This is a genomic window from Microbacterium dauci, from assembly GCF_030065535.1.
Classification (GTDB): domain Bacteria; phylum Actinomycetota; class Actinomycetes; order Actinomycetales; family Microbacteriaceae; genus Microbacterium; species Microbacterium dauci.
The window spans coordinates 171,093-196,013 of the sequence record NZ_JASJND010000001.1 but is presented as its reverse complement, the minus strand read 5'-3'; the positions used below and the strand labels follow the sequence as shown (position 1 = coordinate 196,013).

22 protein-coding genes are annotated in these 24,921 nt (G+C 70.8%); 10 read left to right on the top strand and 12 right to left on the bottom strand.

Going from position 1 to position 24,921, the window contains the following annotated elements; translation table 11 throughout:
• Positions 1-32: 32 nt before the first annotated feature.
• Positions 33-1,529, top strand: coding sequence for an MFS transporter (locus tag QNI14_RS00855; protein ID WP_283714298.1), 1,497 nt, complete (start codon positions 33-35; stop codon positions 1,527-1,529).
• A gap of 6 nt (positions 1,530-1,535) precedes the next feature.
• Here QNI14_RS00855 and QNI14_RS00850 read toward each other — a convergent pair whose 3' ends face one another.
• Positions 1,536-2,321, bottom strand: a complete 786-nt coding sequence (locus QNI14_RS00850; protein ID WP_283714297.1) for an SDR family oxidoreductase — start codon at positions 2,319-2,321, stop codon at positions 1,536-1,538.
• A 152-nt stretch (positions 2,322-2,473) separates the two neighbouring features.
• Between QNI14_RS00850 and QNI14_RS00845 the strand changes: the two genes are divergently transcribed.
• Together QNI14_RS00845 and metX are read left to right on the top strand one after the other, a co-directional pair.
• Entirely contained in the window at positions 2,474-3,796 is a 1,323-nt protein-coding gene (locus QNI14_RS00845) for a bifunctional o-acetylhomoserine/o-acetylserine sulfhydrylase (protein ID WP_283714296.1), read from the top strand.
• Positions 3,797-3,913: 117 nt separating this feature from the next.
• Positions 3,914-5,116, top strand: a complete 1,203-nt coding sequence (metX, locus tag QNI14_RS00840) for a homoserine O-acetyltransferase MetX (RefSeq protein WP_283714295.1) — start codon at positions 3,914-3,916, stop codon at positions 5,114-5,116.
• Between the two features lies 1 nt (position 5,117).
• Here the strand turns inward: metX and QNI14_RS00835 are convergent, their stop codons facing one another.
• Genes QNI14_RS00835 through QNI14_RS00815 form a run of 5 tightly spaced genes read right to left on the bottom strand, consistent with a single transcriptional unit; the run spans position 5,118 to position 10,190 of the window.
• The gene (locus QNI14_RS00835) at positions 5,118-6,563 is read right to left on the bottom strand and encodes a phytoene desaturase family protein (RefSeq protein WP_283714846.1); all 1,446 of its coding nucleotides are present in this window, start codon (positions 6,561-6,563) and stop codon (positions 5,118-5,120) included.
• Positions 6,564-6,565: 2 nt separating this feature from the next.
• Entirely contained in the window at positions 6,566-7,801 is a 1,236-nt protein-coding gene (locus tag QNI14_RS00830; protein ID WP_283714294.1) for an MFS transporter, read from the bottom strand.
• Positions 7,798-8,139 (bottom strand): thiamine-binding protein, encoded by a 342-nt coding sequence (locus QNI14_RS00825; RefSeq protein WP_283714293.1) that lies wholly within the window; start codon positions 8,137-8,139, stop codon positions 7,798-7,800. Before QNI14_RS00825 ends, QNI14_RS00830 begins: the two co-directional genes overlap by 4 nt.
• A gap of 12 nt (positions 8,140-8,151) precedes the next feature.
• On the bottom strand, positions 8,152-9,357 hold the full coding sequence (locus tag QNI14_RS00820) for a hypothetical protein (RefSeq protein WP_283714292.1): 1,206 nt from the start codon (positions 9,355-9,357) through the stop codon (positions 8,152-8,154).
• Between the two features lie 29 nt (positions 9,358-9,386).
• On the bottom strand, positions 9,387-10,190 hold the full coding sequence (locus tag QNI14_RS00815) for an ADP-dependent NAD(P)H-hydrate dehydratase (protein WP_283714291.1): 804 nt from the start codon (positions 10,188-10,190) through the stop codon (positions 9,387-9,389).
• A gap of 29 nt (positions 10,191-10,219) precedes the next feature.
• Here QNI14_RS00815 and QNI14_RS00810 point away from each other — a divergent pair, with 29 nt between their 5' ends.
• Positions 10,220-11,296 carry an NADH:flavin oxidoreductase/NADH oxidase gene (locus QNI14_RS00810; RefSeq protein WP_283714290.1) on the top strand — a complete coding sequence of 359 codons (1,077 nt, stop codon included), beginning with the start codon at positions 10,220-10,222 and terminating at the stop codon, positions 11,294-11,296.
• Positions 11,297-11,358: 62 nt separating this feature from the next.
• On the opposite strand, the gene QNI14_RS00805 is transcribed toward QNI14_RS00810, so the two are convergent.
• The 3 genes from QNI14_RS00805 to guaB1 form a co-directional block, all read right to left on the bottom strand.
• Positions 11,359-12,411: a hemolysin family protein gene (locus QNI14_RS00805; protein ID WP_283714289.1), complete on the bottom strand. Its 1,053-nt coding sequence runs from the start codon at positions 12,409-12,411 to the stop codon at positions 11,359-11,361.
• Positions 12,408-13,736 carry a hemolysin family protein gene (locus QNI14_RS00800; RefSeq protein ID WP_283714288.1) on the bottom strand — a complete coding sequence of 443 codons (1,329 nt, stop codon included), beginning with the start codon at positions 13,734-13,736 and terminating at the stop codon, positions 12,408-12,410. Before QNI14_RS00800 ends, QNI14_RS00805 begins: the two co-directional genes overlap by 4 nt.
• Before the next feature lie 146 nt (positions 13,737-13,882).
• Positions 13,883-15,337 (bottom strand): GMP reductase, encoded by a 1,455-nt coding sequence (gene guaB1 / locus QNI14_RS00795; RefSeq protein WP_283714287.1) that lies wholly within the window; start codon positions 15,335-15,337, stop codon positions 13,883-13,885.
• A 162-nt stretch (positions 15,338-15,499) separates the two neighbouring features.
• On the opposite strand from guaB1, the gene QNI14_RS00790 reads away from it, so the two are divergent.
• Both QNI14_RS00790 and QNI14_RS00785 read left to right on the top strand, forming a co-directional pair.
• The gene (locus tag QNI14_RS00790) at positions 15,500-19,198 is read left to right on the top strand and encodes a multifunctional oxoglutarate decarboxylase/oxoglutarate dehydrogenase thiamine pyrophosphate-binding subunit/dihydrolipoyllysine-residue succinyltransferase subunit (protein WP_283714286.1); all 3,699 of its coding nucleotides are present in this window, start codon (positions 15,500-15,502) and stop codon (positions 19,196-19,198) included.
• Between the two features lie 8 nt (positions 19,199-19,206).
• Entirely contained in the window at positions 19,207-20,103 is an 897-nt protein-coding gene (locus tag QNI14_RS00785) for a YegS/Rv2252/BmrU family lipid kinase (protein ID WP_283714285.1), read from the top strand.
• Positions 20,104-20,172: 69 nt separating this feature from the next.
• Here the strand turns inward: QNI14_RS00785 and QNI14_RS00780 are convergent, their stop codons facing one another.
• Together QNI14_RS00780 and QNI14_RS00775 are read right to left on the bottom strand one after the other, a co-directional pair.
• On the bottom strand, positions 20,173-20,418 hold the full coding sequence (locus QNI14_RS00780; protein ID WP_283714284.1) for a zf-HC2 domain-containing protein: 246 nt from the start codon (positions 20,416-20,418) through the stop codon (positions 20,173-20,175).
• Positions 20,415-21,008: a sigma-70 family RNA polymerase sigma factor gene (locus QNI14_RS00775; protein WP_347177825.1), complete on the bottom strand. Its 594-nt coding sequence runs from the start codon at positions 21,006-21,008 to the stop codon at positions 20,415-20,417. The genes QNI14_RS00780 and QNI14_RS00775 overlap by 4 nt, the downstream gene beginning before the upstream one ends.
• Positions 21,009-21,150: 142 nt before the next feature.
• On the opposite strand from QNI14_RS00775, the gene aroA reads away from it, so the two are divergent.
• Genes aroA through bcp form a run of 3 tightly spaced genes read left to right on the top strand, consistent with a single transcriptional unit; the run spans position 21,151 to position 23,992 of the window.
• Positions 21,151-22,455: a 3-phosphoshikimate 1-carboxyvinyltransferase gene (gene aroA / locus QNI14_RS00770; RefSeq protein ID WP_283714282.1), complete on the top strand. Its 1,305-nt coding sequence runs from the start codon at positions 21,151-21,153 to the stop codon at positions 22,453-22,455.
• On the top strand, positions 22,452-23,489 hold the full coding sequence (gene rsgA / locus QNI14_RS00765) for a ribosome small subunit-dependent GTPase A (protein ID WP_283714281.1): 1,038 nt from the start codon (positions 22,452-22,454) through the stop codon (positions 23,487-23,489). The genes aroA and rsgA overlap by 4 nt, the downstream gene beginning before the upstream one ends.
• Before the next feature lie 38 nt (positions 23,490-23,527).
• Positions 23,528-23,992, top strand: a complete 465-nt coding sequence (bcp, locus tag QNI14_RS00760; RefSeq protein ID WP_283714280.1) for a thioredoxin-dependent thiol peroxidase — start codon at positions 23,528-23,530, stop codon at positions 23,990-23,992.
• 3 nt (positions 23,993-23,995) lie between these two features.
• On the opposite strand, the gene QNI14_RS00755 is transcribed toward bcp, so the two are convergent.
• A complete protein-coding gene (locus QNI14_RS00755) occupies positions 23,996-24,406 on the bottom strand; it encodes a histidine kinase (RefSeq protein WP_283714279.1) in 411 nt (136 codons plus the stop codon).
• Positions 24,407-24,638: 232 nt separating this feature from the next.
• On the opposite strand from QNI14_RS00755, the gene QNI14_RS00750 reads away from it, so the two are divergent.
• Positions 24,639-24,887: a WhiB family transcriptional regulator gene (locus tag QNI14_RS00750; RefSeq protein ID WP_184215935.1), complete on the top strand. Its 249-nt coding sequence runs from the start codon at positions 24,639-24,641 to the stop codon at positions 24,885-24,887.
• Positions 24,888-24,921 lie beyond the last annotated feature (34 nt).

Sequence of the window (24,921 nt, the reverse complement as noted above, 5' to 3'; positions counted from 1 at the left end):
CGCGACGACGCCGCACCACTAGGCTCCGGAACGTGACCAGCCCGAACGCGTCCCCACTCACGACCTCGACGCTGCGCACCTCAGCGCTGCGTACTTCGGCTTTGGGAATCACTGCCGGGCTCATCGGCTGGTTCATCGTGGTCGAGATCGTCAGCGGCATCCTGCAGGGGTACTACATCCCCCTCTTCAGCGACATCGTCATCGAACTCGGCATCCGCGACGCCGACGTCAACTGGTTCGAAGCCGGGCAGCTCCTCCTCTCGGCCATCGTCGTCCCGATCCTCGCGAAGCTCGGCGACATGTACGGCCACAAGAAGATCCTGCTCATCGCGGCCGTTCTCACCGCCCTCGCCTCGTGGGGGCTCGTCTTCGCCGGCGACTTCTGGTCGTTCCTGCTGTTCTGGTCGCTGCAGGGCTTCTACGTCGTCTGGCTGCCGCTCGAGATCGCCCTCATCTTCGAGCGCGGCCGCCAGCAGAACCACGGCGTCTCGCTCACCCGCCGCGCCGCGGGCCTGCTCGTTGTCGGCCTCGAAGCCGGCGCCATCATCGGCGCCCTCGCCGCCGGCCGCATCTACGCCGCCACCGGTGACCTCGCCCTCACCCTCATGGTCCCGGCGATCGCCGTCTCGCTCGTCGCCGTCGTCATCGCCGTCTTCGTCCCCGAGTCCGCCCCCTCCGGCGCGAAGAAGATCGACACGCTCGGTACCGTCATCCTCGCGTGGGGCCTCCTCCTCGTCACCGGCGCTCTCGCCTGGATGCGCCTCATCGGCGAGCTCGACCTCGGCGCAGCCGCCTGGTGGGGCGTCGCAGGGCTCCTCGTCCTCGGCATCCTGCTGCTGGTCGGCTTCGTCTTCTATGAACTCCGCCAGACGAACCCCATCATCGACATCCGCATTCTCGCCCGCCCCGACATGTGGCCCGTGCAGGCGACGGCGTTCCTCATCGGCATCAGCCTGCTCGGCGCGCAGGGTCCTCTCTCCACGTACGCCGGCACCGACCCCGCCCTCGGCTACGGGCTCGGCCTTGACGCGTCCGAACGCTCCTACGTGATCGGGCTCTACCTCGTGTCGCTCATCATCGGCGCCGTCGCGTTCTCGGCGACCTCCCGGCGCATGAGCCCGCGCATCATGCTCATCGTCGCGGCGCTCCTCGTCGGCGTCGGGTACACGCTGTTCCTGCCGTTCCACCTCGAGCTCTGGCAGGTGCTCCTCAACCTCTCGATCGCAGGCATCGGATGCGGCGCCCTCGTCGGCGCCATGCCCGCCGCGGCGGCCGCCGCGGCGCCGTTCGGCCACACCGGCGAGGCATCCGGCATGACGAACACGACCAAGACGATCGGCGGGGCATTCTCGTCCGCGGTCTTCGGCGTCGTCCTCGCCGGCGGCGCGGGCGCCGTCGCGGGTCAGACCGCGGGATCGCTCGGCGGCTACATGACAGTGTGGGCGATCTGCGCCGCGGGCGGCTTCCTCGCTGCGCTGCTCCTGCTGCTCGTGCCGAAGGTCGCGTTCGCCGACGCCCATCCCGCCTGAACCGGGCTACCCCTCGAAGACGCGCGGCACCAGCGGCCCGCGCGCGAGCAGGTGCTGCGCCGACTGCGCGACCGGCCGCATCGTCACGAGATCGAGGTTGACGTGCCCCGGAGCGTTCAGCGCGTACGCGATCACGTCGGCGACGTCGCCCGCCGTCAGCGGGTCGGCGACACCGTCGTAGACCTTCTCGGCTGCGGCGCGGTCGCCGCCCAACCGGTTGAGCGAGAACTCTTCGGTGTAGACCATGCCGGGCGCGATCTCGACGACGCGGATCGGCTCGCCGTTCAGCTCCAACCGCAGCGCGTGCACGAGCATCGACTCCCCCGCCTTCGCGGCGTTGTAGCCGGCGCCGCCCGGGTAGGCGGTCTGCGCCGCAGTGGAGGTCACATACAGGGTGTCCGCGTGGCCGTCCTCGTGCGCCGCACGCCGCAGCAACGGCAGCAGCGCCGCCGTCAGCAGCTGCGCCGACAGGACGTTGACCTCGAACATCCACTGCCAGTCGGCGGCGGAGCCGTCCTCGACGCGGTCGGTCCCCCGCGCGCCGCCGGCGACGTGCACCAGCGCGTGCACCGGTCCGGTCTCGGCGAGGTGCGCGGCGAGCGCGGTGACATCGGCTTCTTTCGTGAGGTCGGCTGCGACCGACCGCGACCCGACCTCGGCGTCAAGTTCCTCGAGCCGTGACGCGCGTCGGGCGACGCCGACGACGTCCCACCCGCTCGACCGGAGTGCGCGCACAACGGCCTCACCGATCCCCGAGCTCGCACCGGTCACCACTGCACGTCGATTCGCCATGGCTCCACGCTAGCGCCGCCAGACGAATGCCCAGGCCGCGGCACGTTACGTCCCGTGTCTCGTGCCGTTGTCGCGGATGCCGCCCGCTCGTAACGTCGTACCCGGTCGCGGCATCCGTCGCACCCCCACTACATAGACGCAGGGAGCCTGACATGTCCGCACCCGAGAACTGGCGCTTCGAGACGAAGCAGATCCACACCGGCGCCGCTCCGGACCCGGTCACCAAGGCCCGGGCGACGCCGATCTACCAGACGACGTCGTACGTGTTCGACAACGCCGACCACGCCGCGAACCTGTTCGCGCTGGCCGAGTTCGGCAACATCTACACGCGCATCCAGAACCCGACGCAGGACGTGCTCGAGCAGCGACTCGCCGGTCTCGAGGGCGGCACCGGTGCCCTGCTCGTCGCATCCGGCCAGGCCGCGGAGACCTTCGCCGTCCTCAACATCGCGCAGGCCGGCGACCACATCGTCTCGTCGAGCTCGATCTACGGCGGCACCTACAACCTCTTCAAGTACACGCTCGCGAAGCTCGGCATCGAGACGACGTTCGTCGAGAACCAGGACGACGCCGAGGAGTGGCGCCGCGCTGTCCGCCCGAACACGAAGCTCTTCTTCGCCGAGACCATCGGCAACCCGAAGATCAACGTGCTCGACATCCGCACCGTCGCCGACGTCGCACACGACGCGGGCGTCCCGCTCATCGTCGACAACACGATCGCGACGCCGTACCTCATCCGTCCGTTCGAGCACGGTGCCGACATCGTCGTGCACTCGGTCACGAAGTTCCTCGGCGGCCACGGCACGACCATCGGCGGCGCCATCATCGACGGCGGCACCTTCCCGTGGTCGCAGCACAGCGACCGGTTCCCCGGCCTCACGACCCCCGACGAGTCGTACCACGGCGCGGTCTACACCGCCGCGGTCGGCGACGCGCTCGCGTACATCATCAAGGCGCGGGTGCAGCTGCTCCGCGACCTCGGCTCGGCCATCTCGCCGCAGAGTGCGTGGAACCTCATCCAGGGCGTCGAGACCCTCTCGCTGCGCATCGAGCGACACGTGCAGAACGCGCAGGAGATCGCCGAGTGGCTCGAGAACCACGCCGACGTGGCGTCCGTGAACTACTCCGGGCTGCCCACCTCGCCCTGGTACGCCGCAGCGAACCGCTACGCCCCGAAGGGCGTCGGCGCGGTGCTGTCGTTCGAGCTCAAGGGCGGTGTCGAGGCGGGCCGCGAGTTCGTCAACTCGCTCACCCTGTTCAGCCACCTCGCCAACATCGGCGACGTCCGCTCGCTGGTCATCCACCCGGCATCCACGACGCACTCGCAGCTCACGCCCGAGCAGCAGCTCACGTCGGGGGTGACGCCGGGCCTCGTGCGCCTGTCGGTCGGGCTCGAGAACATCGACGATCTCAAGGCCGACCTCGAGCAGGCTCTCGCCGCCGCGCGCCGCGTCTCCGAGGCCGCACGCGCCTGACACGCACCGTCCACGACACCCCGCCCGGTTCGCCGCGGCGGGGTGTCGTGCGTCCGGGTGACCCCGCATGACGTAACACGCGGGCCGCGGCCGGATCCCGCCGTGAGAATGGATGCCATGGACTGGCAGACCTCGGAAGACACGGTGCCCTCGGCGCCCGTGACCGAGGCCGACGCGCGCCTGCTCCTCGGCCGCCCGCCCGCAACCGGCGCATGGCGCGACGGCGACCCGGCCGGCCAGCGCCGCTTCGCGTCGCTCGGCGCGTTCACGACCGAGGGCGGCGAACGACTCCCCGGCATCCGACTCGCCTATGAGACCTGGGGCGAGCTCTCCCCCGCCCGCGACAACGCGATCCTCATCCTGCACGCCCTCACCGGCGACAGCCACGTCCGCGGCGAAGCGGGCCCGGGCCACGCGACCGAAGGCTGGTGGGGCGACATCGTCGGCCCCGGAGCCGCGATCGACACCGACCGCTGGTTCGTCGTCGCCCCGAACATCCTGGGTGGCTGCCAGGGCTCGACGGGCCCCTCGAGCATCGCGCCCGACGGGTACGAGTGGGCGTCCCGCTTCCCGTTCCTGACGATCCGCGACCAGGTCGCCGCGCAGGTGCTGCTCGCCGACGCCCTCGGCATCGACCGTTGGGGCGCCGTCGTGGGCGGCTCGATGGGCGGCATGCACGCCCTCGAGTGGGCCGTCGGCCTCCCCGACCGTGTCGAACGCCTTGCCGTGCTGTGCTCGCCGCCGACGACGACCGCCGACCAGGTCGCCCTCAACTCCGTGCAGCTCGCGGCCATCCAGATGGACCCGCGGTTCGCGGGTGGGTCGTACTACGACGCCGCCGACGGCGATGGTCCGCACCGCGGCCTGTCGCTCGCCCGGCGCATGGCCCTCCTGAACTACCGGACGCCGACCGAGTTGAACCAGCGGTTCCAACGCTCGTGGCAGTCAGACAAGAGCCCGTTCGGCGAGGGCGGTCGCTACGCCGTCGAGAGCTACCTCGACTTCCACGGCAACCGCTTCACCCGCCGCTTCGACGCGAACAGCTACCTCACCCTCGTCGAGGCGATGAACTCCCACGACGTCGGGCGGGACCGCGGCGGCGTCGAGGATGCCCTTGCACGCGTGACGGCGCGGACGCTCGTCCTCGGGATCGACAGCGATCGACTGTTCCCGGTCGAAGGGCAGCACCGCATCGCACGCGGCATCCGCTCGACGATCGACGATGACACGGTCGTCCTCTCGAGCGACTTCGGGCACGACGGCTTCCTCATCGAGACCGCCGCGGTCGCGGTGCACCTGCGACGACTGCTCGCGAGCTGACTCAGACGGGCGAGAGGTCTGGCATCGTCGTGATGCCGAACTCGCGCCGCAGTGCGCTGCGCGCGGCGTGCCATCCCGCCAGGCCGTGGACGCCCGGGCCCGGACTCGTCGACGCCGACGACAGGTAGACCCCCGGCAAGGGCGTGCGCCAAGGCTCCGGCGACAGCGTCGGCCGACGAAGCAGCTGTCGAAGGCTCGGCGCACCGGCCGCGATATCCCCGTCGATGTAGTTCGGGTTGTGGGATGCCACCTGCACCGCGGTCCGCGACGCGTGTGCGACGACGACATCGCGGAACCCCGGCGCGAACCGCTCGATCTGCGCGGTCACGGCCTCGGTACGGTCGACGCCACTGCCGGCTGGGACATGCGTGTACGCCCACAACGTGTGCGCGCCGGTGGGCGCACGGGTGTCGTCGAACAGCGACGGCTGCGACACCAGGACGTAGGGGTTCGCGGGCACTTCGCCCCGTGCGACTGCCCGTTCGGATGCCGCGATCTCGGCTCGCGTGCCACCGAGGTGCACCGTGCCAGCCTCGGCGACCGCCGGGTCGCGCCACGGCACCGGCGCCGACAACGCGAAGTCGACCTTCGCGACGGCACCGCCGAAACGGAACCGCGCCAACGCCCGTCGATACGCGGCGGGGAGCCGGTCACCCGCCATGCGCAACAGCGCCGGCGGCGCGATGTCGAGCAGCACCGCGCGCGAGGGCGGCAGCTCGTCGAGGCTCCGGATCGTCGTGCCGGTGACGATCTCGCCGCCGTGTGCGCGCAGGTCGGCTTCGAGCGCGTCGGCGATCCGCTGACTGCCGCCGACCGGGATCGGCCAGCCGCGGGCATGCCCGTAGGCCCCGAGCACGAGCCCCGCGCCGGCCGCGGCGAGCCCCGGCATCGGCAAGATCGCGTGGGCGGCCACGCCGGCCAGGAGCGCGGGCGCCGCCTCGGCCGAGAACCCCCTATCCCACCACGGGCCGCCCTGGTCGAGTGTCGCCGCAGCCAGTCGGGCGGCGGTCAGCGGATGCCGCGGCATCCGCACCAGCGACCCACCCGTGGTCTCGGCGACCTCGGCGGCGCGTGCGGCGAGCGGTGCCAGCAGTCGCGCGTATCGGGCGCCGTCGCCGCGAAGCGTGTCGGCGGTGCGCTCCAGGTCGCGGTAGGCGATCGCCGCGGGGCCGTCGTCGAGCGGCTGCGCGTACGACGCCTCCGGGACGACGAAGGGCACCCGGTCGGTGAGTCCGAAGGCGCGGAAGAACGGCGACTCGAAGGCGAGCGGATGCACCGCCGAGCAGATGTCGTGCCGATATCCGGGAAGGGTGAGCTCGTCGGTCCGGGTGCCGCCGCCGAGCTGCGGCGCGGCTTCGATGAGGAGCACCGACAGGCCGGCGCGGGCGAGCGTCACGGCCGCGGCCAGCCCGTTCGGGCCGGATCCGACGACCACCGCATCGCGCATGCTCACACCGTGATGTTCTCCTGTGCCGCAGCGCGGGCGGCGACGCCACGGCGTTCGACGCCGAACCCGATGATCGCGACGACGAGGCCGCCGACCGCCAGGAACATCCCCGCCCAGACGGGCGCGGCGTAGCCGAACCCCGCCGCGATGACCGCACCGCCGAGGGCCGCGCCGAGCGCATTGCCCATGTTGAACGCGGAGTGGTTGAGCGCGGCGGCAATCGATTGGTTGTCGCCCGCGACGTCCATGAGGCGCGTCTGGATCGTGGGGCTCACCGCGGACGCCGCGAAGCTGACCGCGAAGGCGAAGAAGACGAGCGTGACGATCCATCCAGCCGTGAGCGCGAGCAGGAGCTGGGTGAGGATCAGGGCGCTCAGCAGCCCGAGCAGCGAGCGCTTGAGGTTCACGTCGGCGAGGTGTCCGCCGACGAGGTTGCCGATCGTCATGCCCAGACCGACGACGACGAGCGTGAGTGGCACCATCCATTGCGGCGACCCGGCGACCTCGGTGACGAGCGTCGCGACGTATGAGTACACGGCGAAGAAGCCACCGAAACCGACGGCAGCGATGCCCAGCGTGAACCAGACCTGACCGATCCGGAAGACGCTGAGTTCGGCGCGGAGCGTCCGAGACGGCTCGCCCGCGCGCTGCGGCACCGTTGCGAAGATGGCGATGGTCGCCACCGCGAAGATGAGGACGACGAGCAGGTGCGCCCACCGCCATCCGAAGTGCTGACCGAGGAACGTGCCGATCGGCACCCCGACGACGTTCGCCACGGTGAGGCCCGTAAGCACGAACGCGACGCCCTTCGCCCGGTTGCCGGGGCCCATGACCTCGGCGGCGATGAGCGCGCCGATCCCGAAATAGGCGCCGTGCGGGAGGCCTGCGAGCAGGCGCGACGCGGCGACGAGCTCGAACGTCGGGAGGACGAGCGTCAGCAGGTTGAAGACCGTCAGTGCGAACGCGAGCGCGATCATGACCCGGTGCCGCGGATACTTCGCGACCGACCCCGCGATCGTGGGGGCGCCGATGACGACACCGAGGGCATAGAAGCTGATGAGCCACCCGGCCTGCGCGATCGCGTCCTCCTGGCTCGCCTGCCAGACGGTCGGGAGCAGTTCGCGCGCGATCTCGGGAAGCAGCCCCATCACGACGAACTCGGTCATCCCGATGCCGAAGCTGCCGATCGCGAGCGCGAGGAGAGCTCCGGTGGTGTGGCGGCGCGAGGGGGTGGTCACTCCGCGATGGTACTGCCGCCCGAGGCCGTGGCACGAATCGATTCGATCGCGGCCTCGAGACGTTCCACCTTCCCGTCGATCTCTCCGACGTACCCCGGCCGGATGTCAGCCTTGAGGACGAGCGAGACCCGCGAGCCGAACGGGGTGACGGCGTCGACGGCGCCCTTCACGACCGCCATCACCTCGTCCCACTCCCCCTCGATCTCGGTGAACATCGAGCCGGTCCGGTGCGGGAGCCCCGAGGCACGGACCACCGAGACCGCGGCGGCGACCGCGTCGTGCACCGACGCGTCGGGGCGGCCGGTGCCGCTGGGGGCGACGGAGAAGGCGATGAGCATGGGAACCTCCGGTCAGACGAGGGCGGGGCGAGTGGGGACGGGCAGGCGCACGAGCCGGACGACCATCCAGGCCAGCAACGCGAACAGGAGCAGGTTCCGGACGGAAAGCACCGTCACTGCGATCGGCTCGGGGTACAAGATCCCCATGTACAGCACGGGGTACACGAGCTGGGTGAGCCCGGCGACCGCGAGGACGAGGACACCGGGCAGCGCCCACCGTCGACGGTCGACGACGAGCCCCAAGACGATCACCGGGAACAGCCAGGTCTGGAACTGCGGCGACCCGACCTTGTTGCAGACGATGAGCGCCGCCACGAGCGCGAGAGCGAGGGGCGGGAAGAGCCGTACGAACGACACCCCTCGCGACGCCTTCCACGCGCCGATCCCGGCGATGGCGAGCGCCGTCACCGCGAGCACCGGCGTCATGACGGCGATGACGACGTCGACCTGGCTGCCGGTCACCTGGAAGGTCAGCAGTTCCTGGTCGTAGAACACCCAGAACCCGTCGACGCGCAGGAGCGCACCCCAGAGGTAGGGCGCACTGATCGGCGCCTCGACCTGCAGGCCGCGGCCGGTCTGCCCCGCGACGAATCCGAGCGCGTGCGCGCCGCCGCCGGCCGCGACGACGCCCCCGATGACGAGCGCCGTCACGATCGCGGCACCGCCGACGACGGCACCGCGGCGGCGGATGGCGACGAGTGCCGCCGCGAGCAGCGCTGCCGGCCAGACCTTCATCCAGGTCGCCGCCGCGAGCAGGATGGATGCCGCCCAGGGTCGACCGACGAGCCAGAGCAGCGCGATGATCGCCAGCGGCACCGTCATGCCGTCGAGCCGGTACATCCCGACCGGGCCGAGGCAGGCGATCGCGACGAGCCAGAACCACGCCGCGACGACGCGGCCGTGCGAGCGCCCCGCGCCGACCAGGACCGCGAACGCGACGGCGTCGACGGCCGTCACGAGGACGGCCCACCCGAGCGTGTAGTCGCCGAGGAGCGCACCCGGTGCGTGCGCGAGGAGCATCGGCAGGAGCGCGAGCTGCGGATACACCCACGCCTCGGTGACGCCGACGATGCCGCGACCCTCCCAGGCGGCGGCGGACCACGGCTCGTAGACGCGGTACACGTCCCCCATGGGCTCGTTCGGCATGAAGAATCCGAGCCAGGCGACGACGAGGTGGACGACGGCGAATGCGATCCACAGCACGACCCGATTCGTCACGACCCCATCCTACGAGCGGGGTCTCCGCGTCAGCGTCGCAGCACGCGCCCGATCACACCCGGGATGTGCTCGGCCACGTCGAGCGCGACGATCGGCCCGCCGCCGTTCGCTGCCACCGCTGCGGATGCCGCCTGCCCGTGCAGCCACACCGCCGAGGCGGCGATCCGCTGCAGCGTGGGCGCGTCGGTGGCATCCGCTCCCGCGGCCAGCGCACCGACGATCCCGGCGAGCACGTCGCCCGTGCCGGCGGTCGCGAGCCACGATGTCGGCGCCTCCACCACCAGGGAATCGAGTCCCGGTGCGGCGATCTCGGAGCGCGCGCCCTTGCGGACGACGACGGCGCCGAGTGCGGTCGCGGTCTCCGCCGGGCTGTCGACGTCGGCATCCAGTCCGAGCGCGTCGCGCAGCTGCCCGTGCTCCCCGGCGTGCGGCGTCACGATGACCGGAGCGGATGCCGCCGGCGCAAGGTCGAGCGCGCCGGCGTCGACGACGACGGGCACACTGCCTTCGAGCACCTCGCGCAGGGCCTCGGTCTCGGCGGCGTCTCGAGACGCGGCATTCGTCCCCGACCCGATCACCCACGCCTGCACGCGACCGGCGGCCGCGACCGTCTCGGGACGGCGTGCGAGGACGAGGGACGCCGCGGGCCCGAGGTAACGGACCATGCCGACGCCCGTGCGCCAGGCTGCTTCGACGCCGAGCACGGCGGCACCGGGGAACGCCGTCGACCCGGTCCGCATGCCGACGACGCCGCGGGAATACTTGTCATCCGAGGCCGTTGGGCTTCTGAGCACCGCGGCGACATCCGCTTCGGTCCATCCGCGCCCCGTCATGGCGCCACCCTACTGCGACGGAGACCTGCATGAGCCTGCTGTTCACGCCCCTCGAGATCGACGGGCTGACCGTCCGCAACCGCCTCTGGGTGTCACCGATGTGTCAGTACTCGGCGCAGGACGGCGTGCCGAACGACTGGCACCACGTGCACCTCGCGCAGTTCGCCTCGGGTGGCGCCGGCGTGGTCATCGCAGAGGCGAGCGGCGTCGTCCCCGAGGGTCGGATCACGCCGTTCGACACGGGGCTCTGGAACGACGAACAGCGCGACGCGTGGGCGCCGATCGTCGCCGCGATCCACGCTCGCGGCGCGGCCGCCGGCATCCAGCTTGCCCACGCAGGACGCAAGGCCTCGACACACCGCCCGTTCGACGCGACCCGCGGGAGCGTGCCGCTCGATGCCGGCGGCTGGGTCACCGAAGCCCCCTCGGCGATCGCGTTCGACGGCTACGCAGAGCCTGCAGAGCTGACGACCGCCCGCATCGACGACCTCGTGGGTGCGTTCGCCGCCGCGGCCCGCCGCGCCGGCGAGGCTGGTTTCGACCTGCTCGAGATCCACGCCGCCCACGGCTACCTGCTGCACCAGTTCCTCTCGCCGCTGTCGAATCTCCGCACGGACGAGTACGGCGGGACGCTCGAGAACCGCGCACGATTCCTGCTCCGCGTCGTCGAGGCCGTCCGGGCCGCAGCGCCCACCCGCACGATCGCGGTCCGGTTCTCCGCCACCGACTGGGCCGACGGCGGCTGGGACGTCGAAGAGACCGCGACGGTCGCGCAATGGGTCGCCGACCGCGGCGCCACCGTCATCGACATCTCCACTGGCGGCCTCGTCGCCCACCAGCGCATCACCACCGGCCCGGGCTACCAGGTGCCGTTCGCCGCCGCGATCCGCGAGCGCACCGGCCTGCTCGTCACCGCCGTCGGCGAGATCACCGACGGCCCGCAGGCCGAGACGGTCCTGCAGGACGGCCTCGCCGACGCGATCATGGTCGGCCGGGAGTGGCTCCGCGACCCGCACTTCGCGCTCCGCGCCGCGGGAGAACTGCGCGACGCGGATGCCGCGTCGTTGTGGCCCCCGCAGTACGACCGCGCCCGCCGGCACCGCTGACGCGCACAGGCGACGACGCCCGCCCCCGCACGAAGCGGGCGGCGGGCGTCGTGGCATCCGGGTCAGATCCGACGCGTCGCGTCGTGCACCTCTCCGACGAGTTCCTCGATGATGTCCTCGAGGAACAGCACTGCCGTCGTCTCACCGGCCGCGTCGCGCACCTGCGCGAGGTGACGCGACGAGCGGCGCATGAGCGCCAGCGCGTCCTCGAGGTCGGTCGACTCGCTGATCGGCAGCATGTGGTGGATGCGCTTCGGCTTGATCGGCCGCTCGACGTTCGACTCGGCGTCGGCACCCTCGGCGGCCCGCAGCACGTCCTTGAGGTGGACGTACCCGAGGGGCGCGCCGTCCTCGTCGACGATCACATAGCGCGAGAACCCGTGGCGGGCGACGGCGCGTTCGATCTCATCGGGCGTCGTCGTCTCGGGCAACGTGACGAGCTCGGCCAGCGGCACCGCGATGTCGCCCGCCTTCTTGTCGGTGAACTCCACGACCGCGGCGACCGCGCCGGAGGCGTCGTCGAGGACGCCTTCCATGCGCGACTGGTTCACGATCGTGGCGACCTCGTCGAGCGTGAAGGTCGAGGCGGCCTCGTCCTTCGGCTCGACGCGGAACAGGCGCACGATGTGGTTCGCGATCCAGTTCAGCGCCACGATCACGGGGTGGAACACCCGCGAGACCCACACGAGCGGCGGAGCCAGCAGCAGCACGGCGCGGTCGGGCACCGAGAACGCGAGGTTCTTGGGCACCATCTCGCCGAACACGACGTGCAGGTACGACACCAGCAGCAGCGCGATGACGAACGCGACGACATCCACGACCGCGTACGGCCAGCCGAAGAACTCCAGCGGCACCGCCAGCAGGTGGTGGATCGCGGGTTCCGAGACGTTCAGGATCAGCAGCGAGCAGATCGTGATGCCGAGCTGACAGGTCGCGAGCATGAGCGTCGCGTGCTCCATCGCCCACAGCGCGGTCTTCGCCGCACGCGAGCCCTTCTCGGCGAGCGGCTCGATCTGCGAGCGTCGCGCCGAGATGACGGCGAACTCGGCACCGACGAAGAAGGCGTTGGCGACGAGGAGCACCACGAGCCAGGCGATTCCAGCCCAATCGCTCATCGGTCCTCACCCCCTTCCGTCTCGGCCCCGACCGGCACCGGCGCGGGCACGAACTTCACGCGGTCGACGCGGCGACCGTCCATGCGCTGGACGGCGATCGTGCCGTCCTCGAGCTGGATCTCGTCACCGACGATCGGGATGCGTTCGAGTGTCGCCATGATGAACCCGCCGACGGTGTCGTAGACATCGCCTTCGGGCACCCGGATGCCGGTGCGGTCGAGCACTTCATCGGGGCGCAGGTCACCGGGGAAGATGATCGACCCCGCGGCGCGGACGACGCCCGCACGGCTGCGGTCGTGCTCATCGAGCACTTCACCGACGATCTCCTCGACGAGGTCCTCGAGCGTCACGACGCCCGCGGTCCCGCCGTACTCGTCGACGACGACGGCCATCTGGTAGCCACGGGAGCGGAGCTCGGACATGAGCCCGTCGAGGTGGACCGCCTCCGGCACACGGAGCGGCTCCTCGGCGATCGCGGCCGCGGGCACCTCGGCGCGACGCTCGCGCGGAACGGCGACGGCCTGCTTGAGGTGGACGATGCCGGTGATGTCGTCCATCGACTCGGCGTACACCGGGAACCGGCTGTGGCCGGTGCGGCGGGCGAGCTGGATGACGTCTTCAACGCTGTCGTCGGATGCCACGGCGTGGATGCTCGGCCGCGGGGTCATGACGTCCGCCGTGGTGAGGCGCGAGAAGGTGAGCGTGCGGTCGAGCAGCGACGCGGTGTCCTTCTCGAGCACGCCGGCGCTCGCGGAGCGACGCACGAGGCTCGAGAGCTCTTCCGCGGTGCGCGCCCCCGACAGCTCCTCCTTCGGCTCGATGCCCATCGACCGCAGCACGGCGTTCGCGCTGCCGTTGAGCACGACGATGGCGGGCCGGAACACGGCGGTGAACACGGTCTGGAACCCGATGACGAGCTTCGCGGTCTGCCGCGGCACGGCGAGCGCGAAGTTCTTCGGCACCAGTTCGCCGATGATCATCGAGAAGATCGTCGCGATGGTCATCGCCACGACGGTCGAGATCGGGCGCGATGCCTCTTCGGGCACGCCCCACGCGGTGAACAGCGGGCGCATCAGGTTCGAGAGCGCCGGCTCCATCGTGTAGCCGGTGAGCAGGGTCGTGAGCGTGATGCCCAGTTGCGCGCTCGAGAGGTGCGTGGAGGTGATGCGCAGCGCGTTGATCGTCAACGACAAGCGGGATTCGCCTGCGGCGCGACGCGCTTCGAGGTCGGCGCGGTCGAGGTTCACGAGCGCGAACTCGCTCGCGACGAACAGGCCGGTCCCCACGGTCAGGAGGAGCCCCACGCCCAACATGACGTAGTCCATCACACGTCACCCCCGAACATCGGGGAGCAGGGTCGGTGGGGCGAAGGTCTACTGGGAGGGTCGTCCATTGTGCGGACGATTCTACGGCACGCGCACCCGTGTGCGCGTGGGCGCGTGCGTGATCTGTCGCGCGCGCGGCATCCGCGTCACCAGCTGACGGGGAGCGCCTTGCCCTCTTCGTAGCCCGCGGCCGACTGCAGGCCGACCGTCGCGCGCTCGTGGAACTCGGGAACCGTGGCCGCACCGGCATACGTGAACGACGACCGGACACCCGAGGTGATCATGTCGACGAGGTCCTCGACGCTCGGCCGCAGGGGGTCGAGATAGATCTTCGACGACGAGATGCCCTCGGCGAACAGCTCCTTGCGGGCACGCTCGTAGGCGTCGAGCCGACCGAACCGGCCCTGCACCGCCTTCGTCGAGGCCATGCCCCACGATTCCTTGAAGACGCGGCCGTCCGGGTCGACGCGCAACTCCCCCGGCGCCTCGATCGTGCCGGCGAACCAGGAGCCGATCATGACGGATGCCGCGCCCGCGGCCAGCGCGAGCGCGACGTCACGCGGGTAGCGGACGCCGCCGTCGGCCCACACGTGCGCACCGACCGCGCGAGCTGCCTCCGCGGTCTCGAGGACGGCGGAGAACTGCGGTCGTCCGACGGCGGTCATCATGCGGGTCGTGCACATCGCCCCCGGGCCGACGCCGACCTTGAGGATCGACGCACCCGCATCCACGAGATCGGCGACGCCCTCGGCGGTGACGATGTTGCCCGCGACGACGGGGAGCCCGAGCTGCAGCGCCGAGATCGTCCGGAGCGCCCGGATCATGCTGTCCTGATGACCGTGGGCGGTGTCGACGACGAGCACGTCGACACCCGCGACGGCGAGCGCGCGGGCCTTCGCGGCGACGTCGCCGTTGATCCCGACCGCGGCCGCGACGATGAGCCGACCGTCGGCGTCGAGCGCCGGCTGGTAGAGCGCGGCACGCAGCGCGGTCCGCTGCGAGAGCGTGCCGACGAGGTACCCGTGGTGCAGCACGGTCGCGATGTCCGCATCCGCCTCGACGAGCAGGTCGAACGCTGCGCGCGCCGACTCGACGTCGTCCGCGTTGATCGAGACGGCCCGAGTTCGCACGAGGTCGCCGAGCGTCGCATCGGGGAGCGCCGTGCCGAGCCGCTCGGCCGACACGACGCCGAGGATGTCGTCCGCGTGCACGCGCGGCCCACCGGTCGCGACGACGATGCCGTGACCGGGCGCCGGCGGCAGGAGTGCGGCGGCCTCGGCGACGGTGGCATCCGGCGTCAGGACGAGCGGCGAGTCCCACCGGACCGGCTGATCCTTGACCCACCGGATCGCCGCGTCGATGTCCTGCAGCGGCATGTCCTGCGGCAGTACCGCGAGCCCGCCGCGTCGAGCGAGCGCGGCCGCCAACCGGGGCCCGGTGACCGAGTTCATGTTGGATGCCACGAGGGGCAGCGTCGCCGTCGTACCGTCGCGCGGCGAGAGGTCGACGTCCAGGCGGCTCGAGACACCGGATCGGCGCGGCACGAGGAACACGTCGGAGTAGGTCAGATCGACCGCGGGACGCTCGCCGGAGAAGTGCATGCCTCCACGCTACCCACCCGCCGCGCGCCCGGATCGGCGCCCTCGATCGGCGGGGCCGTGGGCGGTCGGGGCGCGCCAACCTGAGATACCCTTGATCTCTGTGCGCGTAGCCGCGCGGGCTCCGCACACTCTGACACCTCAACGACGAAAGCAGGCGGATCCGTGTCCAGTCAGGTGACCGGCGTGGGAACTACGAACGACGGGGAATTCGGAGCCAATGAATGGCTCGTCGCGGAGCTGTACGAGCAGTACAGCCGCGACAAGAACTCCGTGGACAAGGAGTGGTGGCCGATCCTGGCCGCGTACACGCCTGAGGGCGACTCCCCCGCATCCGCTCCCGCCGCCGCGCCGGCCGAGGATGCACCCGCCCCCGCGGCGCCCGCCGCACCGGCTGCAGCCCCCGCCGCATCCCCCGCCACCGCGGCGCAGCCGGTCGCGCGCACGACCGCCCGTCCCGCCGCGCCGCAGCCCATCCCCGCCGAAGCGCCGAAGACGGCGCCCGCCGCCGACGCCGAGGCCGGTGAAGACAAGGTCACCCCGCTGCGCGGTCTGCCGAAGACCCTCGCCGCGAACATGGACGAGTCGCTGACCGTCCCGACCGCGACGAGCGTGCGCACCATCCCGGCGAAGCTGATGATCGACAACCGCATCGTCATCAACAACCACATGTCGCGCACCCGCGGCGGCAAGGTGAGCTTCACCCACATCATCGGCTGGGCGCTCATCCAGGCGCTCAAGGCCTTCCCGTCGCAGAACGTCTTCTATGCCGACGTCGACGGCAAGCCGTCGGTCGTCGCGCCCGCCCACATCAACCTGGGCATCGCGATCGACCTCCCCAAGCCCGACGGTACGCGCGCCCTCATGGTGCCGAGCATCAAGCGCGCGGAGTCCCTCACCTTCGGCGAGTACCTCGCCGCGTACGAGGACCTGGTCCGCCGCGCCCGCGGCAACAAGCTCACCGCCGCGGACTTCCAGGGGACGACCGTCTCGCTGACGAACCCCGGCGGCATCGGCACCGTGCACTCGGTCCCCCGCCTGATGAAGGGGCAGGGCTGCATCATCGGCGCCGGTGCCCTCGACTACCCGGCCGAGTTCCAGGGCGCGAGCGAGAAGACGCTCGGCGAGCTGGGCATCGGCAAGACGATCACGCTGACGAGCACCTACGACCACCGTGTCATCCAGGGCGCGGGTTCCGGCGAGTTCCTGAAGATCGTCCACCAGCTGCTGATCGGCCAGGACGACTTCTACGAGGGCATCTTCGCGGCCCTCCGCATCCCCTACAAGCCGATCCGCTGGTCGAGCGACATCAAGGTCGACATCGCCGAGCGCGTCGACAAGACCGCCCGCGTGCAGGAGCTCATCAACTCCTTCCGGGTCCGCGGCCACATGATGGCCGACATCGACCCGCTCGAGTACGTCCAGCGCACGCACCCCGACCTCGAGATCGAGAACCACGGGCTGACGTTCTGGGACCTCGACCGCGAGTTCGTCACCAACGGGTTCGGCGGCAAGCGCACGTCGAAGCTGCGTGACGTCCTCGGCATCCTGCGCGACTCGTACTGCCGCACGATCGGCATCGAGTACATGCACATCCAGGACCCGGCGCAGCGCGCGTGGTTCCAGGAGAACCTCGAGGTCAAGTACCAGAAGCCCGGCCACGACGAGCAGCTGCGCGTCCTCGGCAAGCTGAACGAGGCCGAGGCGTTCGAGACGTTCCTGCAGACCAAGTACGTCGGGCAGAAGCGCTTCAGCCTCGAGGGCGGCGAATCGCTCGTGCCCCTGCTCGACCGGATCCTGCAGGGCGCCGCGGTCGAGGGCCTCGAAGGCGCCGCGATCGCCATGGCCCACCGCGGTCGCCTCAACGTCCTCACCAACATCGCCGGCAAGACCTACAGCCAGATCTTCCGCGAGTTCGAGGGCTCCGTCGCCATCGGCTCCAAGAGCGGCTCGGGCGACGTGAAGTACCACCTCGGCACCGAGGGCACCTTCGTCGCCGAGAGCGGCGAGGAGCTCCCCGTCTACCTCGCCGCGAACCCGTCGCACCTCGAGACCGTCGACGGCGTGCTCGAGGGCATCGTCCGCGCCAAGCAGGACCGTCTGCCGATCGGGTCGTTCTCGTGGCTGCCGATCCTCGTGCACGGCGACGCGGCCTTCGCCGGCCAGGGCGTCGTCATGGAGACGCTGCAGATGTCGCGCCTGCGCGGCTACCGCACCGGCGGCACCATCCACGTGGTCGTCAACAACCAGCTCGGGTTCACGACCCTGCCGCTCGACGCCCGCACGTCGATCTACGCCACCGACGTCGCCAAGACGATCCAGGCACCGATCTTCCACGTGAACGGCGACGACCCCGAGGCCGTGGTCCACGTCGCGGAGCTCGCCTTCCGCTACCGGCAGGAGTTCAAGCGCGACGTCGTCATCGACCTCGTCTGCTACCGCCGTCGTGGTCACAACGAGGGCGACGACCCCTCGATGACGCAGCCGCTGATGACAAACCTCATCGAGGCGAAGCGCTCGGTCCGCAAGCTCTACACCGAGGCGCTCGTCGGTCGCGGCGACATCACCGAGGAGGAGTACGACAAGGCGAAGCAGGACTTCCAGAACCGCCTCGAGATCGCCTTCGCCGAGACGCACGCCGCCGAGACCGGCACCTCGCCCGTCATCACCCCGGAGATGACCGAGGCCGTCGTCGCCGGTGCGCCCGAGACCACAGGTGTCTCGCGCGAGCTCATCGAGCGGATCGGCGACGCGTTCGTGAACAAGCCCGAGGGCTTCACGGTGCACACGAAGCTCCAGCAGCTGCTCGACAAGCGCAACGACATGAGCCGCAGCGGCAAGATCGACTGGGGCTTCGGCGAACTGCTCGCATTCGGTTCGATCCTGGCCGAGGGCTCGAACGTCCGGCTCGCCGGTCAGGACGTCCGCCGCGGCACCTTCGTGCAGCGCCACTCGGTCCTCCACGACCGCGAGAACGGTCAGGAATGGCTGCCGCTCGCGAACGTCAGCGAGAACCAGGGCCGTTTCTACGTTTACGACTCGCTGCTGAGCGAGTACGCGGCGATGGCGTTCGAGTACGGCTACTCCGTCGAGCGCGCCGACACCCTCGTCCTGTGGGAGGCGCAGTTCGGCGACTTCGCCAACGGTGCACAGTCGGTCATCGACGAGTTCATCTCCTCCGCTGAGCAGAAGTGGGGCCAGCAGTCGAGCGTCGTCCTGCTGCTCCCCCACGGCTACGAGGGCCAAGGGCCCGACCACTCGTCGGCACGTATCGAGCGATACCTGCAGATGTGCGCGCAGGACAACATGACCGTCGCGCGCCCCTCGACCCCGGCGTCCTACTTCCACCTGCTGCGTCGACAGGCGTACGCGCGCCCGCGTCGCCCGCTCGTGGTCTTCACCCCGAAGGCGATGCTGCGGCTGCGCAGCGCGACGAGCCCCGTCGAGGACTTCCTCGAGGGCACGTTCGAGCCGGTGATCGACGACCAGCGGGGTCTCGACAAGAACGCGGTGACCCGCGTCCTGCTGCACGCCGGCAAGATCCACTGGGACCTCGTCGCCGAGCTCGAGAAGAACCCGAATGAGCGCGTCGCCCTCGTGCGTCTGGAGCAGTACTACCCGGCGCCGATCGACGAGCTGAACGCGGTCATCGACACGTACCCGAACGCCGAGCTGTTCTGGGTCCAGGAAGAGCCCGAGAACCAGGGTGCCTGGCCGTTCATCGCGCTCGAGGTTGTGAAGCACCTGCACGGGCGCACGATCCGTCGCATCTCGCGTTCGGCCGCGGCATCCACCGCGACCGGCTCGCCGAAGGTGCACGCTCGCGAGCAGGCGGCGATCGTCGAGAAGTCCCTGCAGTTCTGAGCCATCCGGTGCGCGTCTGCCTGATCGTGAATCCGGCCGCGCGCGCCGGCTCCGGTGACGCGCCCGCGACACGGGCCGCGACGCGGTTGCGCGCAGCCGGCGTGGACGTCGAAACCGTGACCCCGGCGGATGCCGCGGGTACTGCGGCCGCAGTGGACACGGTGGCGACCACCGGCGTCGACGCCGTCCTCGTCGCCGGCGGCGACGGGACCGTGGGGCTCGCGCTCGCGCGACTGCGCGGCGGCATCCCGCTCGGCATCGTACCGACCGGCACGGGGAACGACCTCGCACGGGCGCTCGGCCTCGCGGCCGACGACGACGCACTCGTCGACGCGGTACGCAGCGGGACGACCCGCCGGATCGATCTCGCCGTGGTGACGGATGCCGCGGGGCGAGCGTCGCGCTTCGCGACGGTGTTCGCCAGCGGATTCGACTCGCGTGTCAACGATCGCGCGAACCGGATGCGCTGGCCGCGTGGCCCGCTGCGGTACACGCTCGCGATCCTGCTCGAGTTCCTCGTGCTGCGCGCGATCCCCTACGTGATCGAGCTCGAGCACGCCGACGGCACGATGACGCGCATCGAGGAGGAGCTATTGGTCGCGGCGGTCGGCAACTCGCGTTCCTACGGTGGCGGCATCCCGATCTGCCCCGACGCGATCCTCGACGACGGACTGCTGGATGTGACGCTGATCCGTTCGGCCGGGCGCCTGCGGCTGCTCCGGCTGCTGCGATCCGTCTACGCGGGCACGCACACGGCGGCCCCCGAAGTGCGCACGTTCCGGGTACGGGCCGTGTCGCTCGCGGCACCGGGCAGCACGGGCTATGCCGACGGTGAGCCGCTCGGCGCCCTTCCGGTGCGCATCTCGGTGGAGCCTGCCGCGGTCACGGTGCTCGCAGCGCGCTGACTCGCAGCACCCTGGCTCGCAGCACCCTGGCTCGCAGCACCCTGGCCCGCACCACCTGGGGAGCCTCGCTCAGTGGTGCGTGGCCTGCTCCGCGCGCAGGCGCGTCAGCACGAGGTCGCGCAGCTGCTCCGGAGCGGTCTCTTTGCAGGCACGCGCGACGACAGCGGTGAGCGTGGTCGCGACGAGGGCCTCGTCGCGGCACGCCTGGCAGTTCTCAAGGTGCTCGGTGATGTCCGAGTGCTCCGTCTTGCAGACCTCGTTGCGGAGGTACTCCTCGAGATCTTTCCGCGCCTTGTTGCAACCGCAATCGGTCATTTCGCACTCCTCGTGGCGGGCACGTCGATGCCGCGCTCTCTCGCGTAGTCGGCCAACAGGTCACGCAGCTGCCGCCTGCCACGGTGCAGACGGCTCATGACCGTGCCGATGGGGGTCTTCATGATGTCGGCGATCTCCTGGTACGCGAAGCCCTCGACGTCCGCCAGGTACACCGCCATCCGGAAGTCCTCGGGGAGCGCCTGGAGGGCGTCCTTCACGACGGATGCCGGCATGTGGTCGATCGCCTCGGCCTCGGCCGACCGCGCCGACGAGGCCGTCGTCGATTCCGCACCGCCGAGCTGCCAATCCTCGAGTTCGTCGATCGTGCCCTGGAACGGCTCGCGCTGCTTCTTGCGGTACGTGTTGATGTACGTGTTCGTGAGGATGCGGTACAGCCAGGCCTTGAGGTTCGTGCCCTGCGTGAACGATGCCCACGCCGCGAACGCCTTGACGAAGGTCTCCTGTACGAGATCGGCGGCGTCGGCCGGATTGCGCGTCATCCGCATCGCCGCGGCATAGAGCTGATCCATGAAGGGCAATGCCTGCTCTTCGAACTGGGTGCGCGGGTCGTCAGCCGCCGGTGCGTTCATCGCCCGCAATTCTACGTCCGACCACAGATCGAGCACGGTGGACTCGAGCAGGGGGGTCTCGACGGTGGTGGTCATCCCACTCCTTCGGCGGTCGGGGCCCACGCCTTCGGCAGGAATGGCGCGGTTCAGTAGGCTGGAACCGATGACCGCCGACTCGTATTCCCCCGCCGCCTGGCCCGCGCCGACCCCCGACGCACCGGTCGAGGCGACGGTCGCCGTGCCGGGCTCGAAGTCGCTGACGAACCGCGAGCTCGTCCTCGCCGCGCTCGCCGACGGCCCGAGCCGGCTGACCGGTGCGCTCCACTCCGACGACTCGGCCCGCATGATCGGCGCACTGCGCTCGCTCGGCGTCGAGATCGAAGCGGTTCCGGGCGACAACCCGTTCGGCCCCGACCTCGACGTCACGCCGCCCGCGGCGTTCGCCGGCGGGACGACGGTGGACTGCGGGCAGGCCGGCACGGTCATGCGCTTCGTGACACCGATGGCGGGGCTCGCCGTTGGCGACGTCCACGTGACCGCGCACGAGACCGCCCTGCACAGGCCGATGGGCGCGATGATCAGCGCCCTTCGCGAGGCCGGCGCCGACATCGACGACGCGGGCAGCTGGTCGCTCCCCTTCGACGTCCGCGGCCATGGCCACATCCGGGGCGGCGAGGTCACCGTCGACGCGAGCCAGTCGAGCCAATTCGTGTCGGGCCTGCTGCTGGCCGCCGCACGCTTCGACGTCGGGCTGCGCCTGATCCACGACGGCGAGCGGCTCCCGAGCCTGCCGCACATCGAGATGACGATCGAAGCGCTCGCCCGCCGCGGTGTGCACGTCGAGCACCCGAGCCCCAACGAGTGGCTCGTGCCGGCGGGGCCCATCCGCGGCAAAGACGTCACGATCGAGCCCGACCTGTCCAACGCGGCCCCGTTCCTTGCCGCCGGCATCCTCACCGGCGGATCGGTCACCGTCCCCGGCTGGCCCGCCCACTCGACGCAGCCGGGCGCCCTCCTGGCCGACATCCTCCCCGTCATGGGCGCCCGCGCGCACCGTCGCGGTGGCGCGCTCACCGTGACCGCGGGCGAGACGATCACGGGTGTCGACCTCGACCTCTCGGCAGCGAGCGAGCTCACCCCCGCGCTGTTCGCGCTCGCCGCCTTCGCCGACAGCCCGACGACCTTCCACGGGATCGGGCACATCCGCGGCCACGAGACCGACCGGATCGCGGCGCTCGTTGCGAACCTGCGCGCCCTCGGCGGTGAGGCGGAGGAGCTCGAGGACGGCATCCGTGTGGTCCCCCGCCCCCTCCACGGCGGCGTCTGGAAGGCGTACCACGACCACCGGATGGCGACCGCCGGCGCGGTCATCGGCCTCCGCGTCCCCGGCGTGACCGTCGACGACATCGGCACGACGGCGAAGACCATGCCGGAGTTCCCCGAGCTCTGGGCGGACATGCTCGCGTGAGCTGGCTCAGCGACGACGAAGACGACGACCTCGAGTACGACGAGGCCGACATCCGCGTCCGACCGAACCCGAAGGCGAACCGGCCGCGCACGAAGCGTCGCCCCGCGCACGCCGACGCACGCATCGCCCGCGTCCTCGGCGTCGACCGGGGCCGGTACACCGTCCTCGTCGACGAGGACGGCCCCGATGAGCGCCAGATCCTCGCCTCACGTGCGCGGGAGCTCCGCAAGCAGCCGATCGTCAACGGCGACCTCGCCCGCGTCGTCGGCGACACCTCGGGTGACGACGGCACGCTCGGCCGCATCGTCGGCATCCAGGACAGGACGTCGTTGCTCCGGCGGAGCGCCGACGACACCGATCAGGTCGAGCGGATCATCGTCGCCAACGCCGATCAGATGCTGATCGTCGTGGCCGCCGCCGACCCCGAACCGCGTCCGCGGCTCGTCGACCGGTACTTGATCGCAGCCCTCGACGCCGGCATCCACCCCATGCTCGTCGTCACCAAGACCGATCTCGCCGATCCGACCGCGTTCCTCGCCCACTTCGAGGGGCTCGACGACCTCGAAGTGTTCACGAGCGGCCGCGAAGCGATGCCGGTCGAGACCATCGGCGCGCGACTGGCGGGGCACTCGACCGTGTTCGTCGGGCACTCCGGTGTCGGCAAGTCCACGCTCGTCAACGCGCTCGTCCCGGACGCCCTCCGTGCCACCGGGCACGTCAACGAGGTGACCGGCCGCGGCCGCCACACGTCCAGCTCGGCCGTCTCGCTGCGATACGTCGGCGACGACGGCAAGGGATGGGTGATCGACACCCCCGGTGTGCGGTCGTTCGGACTCGGCCACGTCGACCCCGCGAACATCCTGCGCGCGTACACCGACCTCGCCGCCGTCGCCGCGGAGTGCCCGCGCGGGTGCACGCACCTCCCGGACGCCCCGGACTGCGCGATCGCCGAGGCCGTCGCCGACGGCCGGCTCGGTGACCGCGGCGCTGCGCGGCTCGACTCCCTGCAGCGGCTGCTCGCGACCTTCGCCTGACCCGCGGCACCCCTCCGCCGGACGCCTAGACTGGGTGGATGCCACGTCTCGAGCCCGGCCAGCCCGCACCCGACTTCACCCTTGTCGACCAGGACGGCTCGTCCGTCGCACTCGCGGACCTCCGTGGCACGAACGTGATCGCGTTCTTCTACCCGGCCGCCATGACGCCGGGGTGCACGACCGAGGCCTGCGACTTCCGCGACAGCCTCGCGCCGTTGCAGGCAGCGGGCTACACCGTCGTCGGCATCTCGCGCGACGAACCCGCCAAGCTCACTGAATTCCGTGAGCGGGACGGGCTCACCTACGACCTGTTGAGCGACCCCGACCACGCAGTGCACAACGCCTACGGCGCGTGGGGCGAGAAGATGAACTACGGCAAGGTGGTCGAGGGCGTCATCCGCTCAACCTTCGTCATCGACGCGGACGGCACGATCGCGCACGCGCTCTACAACGTGAAGGCCACTGGGCACGTCGACCGGATCCGGACGCTCCTCGGCGTCTGACGCTCAGGCGTCGCCGACGTCCTCGGCGCGTTCACGCTGCGTCCGCGGACCGGCGGCGCGCGACGCCGCCACGAGCAGGACGAACCCGAGCACGCCCGGAGCGGCGATCGCGGCAGCCGTTGCCGGCGCGGCATCCGGTCCGGTCAACGTCCCACCCGCAATCGCGAGGATCAGCAACTGCGCGACGATGCCGCCGGAGCGACCCCACGAACCGCCGCGCCAGACCGCCACCGCGAACGCGGCGAGCGCTGCGGCGACGACGAGCGTCAGCACGAGCAGCGCGATCGAGCTCGACACCGCAGCCGTGTCGCCACGCAGCAAGGCGACGAGCTCCCACGCGGTCAGGGCGACCACGCCGATCGCTTCGAGCGCGAGGAAGACCGCAGCGACGCGTTCGATGGCCGTTGTCCGCATGCGTTCCCTGTCCGTTCGCCGGCGTCACGGCGCAGCGACGGCCGGCGGGCGCGTGAAAGCGCCGAAATACTCCGTTAACCCTTGATTCACATGCCTGAGCATGGGACCATATATGAGCAAGTGTGCTCCCACAGCGCCGTGGGGCGAGCAATCAGCTCGCACACCCACATCAGGTTAGTCGACGTCGCCCGGCGTCGCACCCCGACCTCATACATCCGCAAGGAGCACCGCTATGGATTGGCGCGACAAAGCAGCCTGCCTGACCGTCGACCCGGAACTGTTCTTCCCGGTCGGCAACACCGGCCCCGCCGTCGACCAGATCGAGAAGGCCAAGGCCGTCTGCGCCCGCTGCACCGTCACTGAGCTGTGCCTGCAGTACGCCCTCGAGACCGGTCAGGACTCGGGCGTCTGGGGTGGCCTGTCAGAAGACGAGCGCCGCGCGCTCAAGCGCCGCGCCGCGCGCGCCCGCCGCGCTTCCTGACCCACGCTCCCCGTGCGGGTCGGCCGTGCCGGCC

Bases quoted from the DNA above. Each gene is read 5' to 3' on its own strand.
- QNI14_RS00815 (WP_283714291.1), bottom strand. From the start codon at position 10,190: ATGACGGGGCGCGGATGGACCGAAGCGGATGTCGCCGCGGTGCTCAGA.
- QNI14_RS00755 (WP_283714279.1), bottom strand. From the start codon at position 24,406: ATGCGGACAACGGCCATCGAACGCGTCGCTGCGGTCTTCCTCGCGCTC.
- QNI14_RS00775 (WP_347177825.1), bottom strand. From the start codon at position 21,008: ATGAACGCACCGGCGGCTGACGACCCGCGCACCCAGTTCGAAGAGCAG.
- QNI14_RS00825 (WP_283714293.1), bottom strand. From the start codon at position 8,139: ATGCTCATCGCCTTCTCCGTCGCCCCCAGCGGCACCGGCCGCCCCGAC.
- metX (WP_283714295.1), top strand. From the start codon at position 3,914: ATGGACTGGCAGACCTCGGAAGACACGGTGCCCTCGGCGCCCGTGACC.
- QNI14_RS00835 (WP_283714846.1), bottom strand. From the start codon at position 6,563: ATGCGCGATGCGGTGGTCGTCGGATCCGGCCCGAACGGGCTGGCCGCG.
- QNI14_RS00850 (WP_283714297.1), bottom strand. From the start codon at position 2,321: ATGGCGAATCGACGTGCAGTGGTGACCGGTGCGAGCTCGGGGATCGGT.
- guaB1 (WP_283714287.1), bottom strand. From the start codon at position 15,337: ATGCACTTCTCCGGCGAGCGTCCCGCGGTCGATCTGACCTACTCCGAC.
- QNI14_RS00800 (WP_283714288.1), bottom strand. From the start codon at position 13,736: ATGGACTACGTCATGTTGGGCGTGGGGCTCCTCCTGACCGTGGGGACC.
- QNI14_RS00810 (WP_283714290.1), top strand. From the start codon at position 10,220: ATGAGCCTGCTGTTCACGCCCCTCGAGATCGACGGGCTGACCGTCCGC.
- QNI14_RS00805 (WP_283714289.1), bottom strand. From the start codon at position 12,411: ATGAGCGATTGGGCTGGAATCGCCTGGCTCGTGGTGCTCCTCGTCGCC.
- aroA (WP_283714282.1), top strand. From the start codon at position 21,151: ATGACCGCCGACTCGTATTCCCCCGCCGCCTGGCCCGCGCCGACCCCC.
- QNI14_RS00780 (WP_283714284.1), bottom strand. From the start codon at position 20,418: ATGACCGATTGCGGTTGCAACAAGGCGCGGAAAGATCTCGAGGAGTAC.
- QNI14_RS00845 (WP_283714296.1), top strand. From the start codon at position 2,474: ATGTCCGCACCCGAGAACTGGCGCTTCGAGACGAAGCAGATCCACACC.
- bcp (WP_283714280.1), top strand. From the start codon at position 23,528: ATGCCACGTCTCGAGCCCGGCCAGCCCGCACCCGACTTCACCCTTGTC.
- QNI14_RS00750 (WP_184215935.1), top strand. From the start codon at position 24,639: ATGGATTGGCGCGACAAAGCAGCCTGCCTGACCGTCGACCCGGAACTG.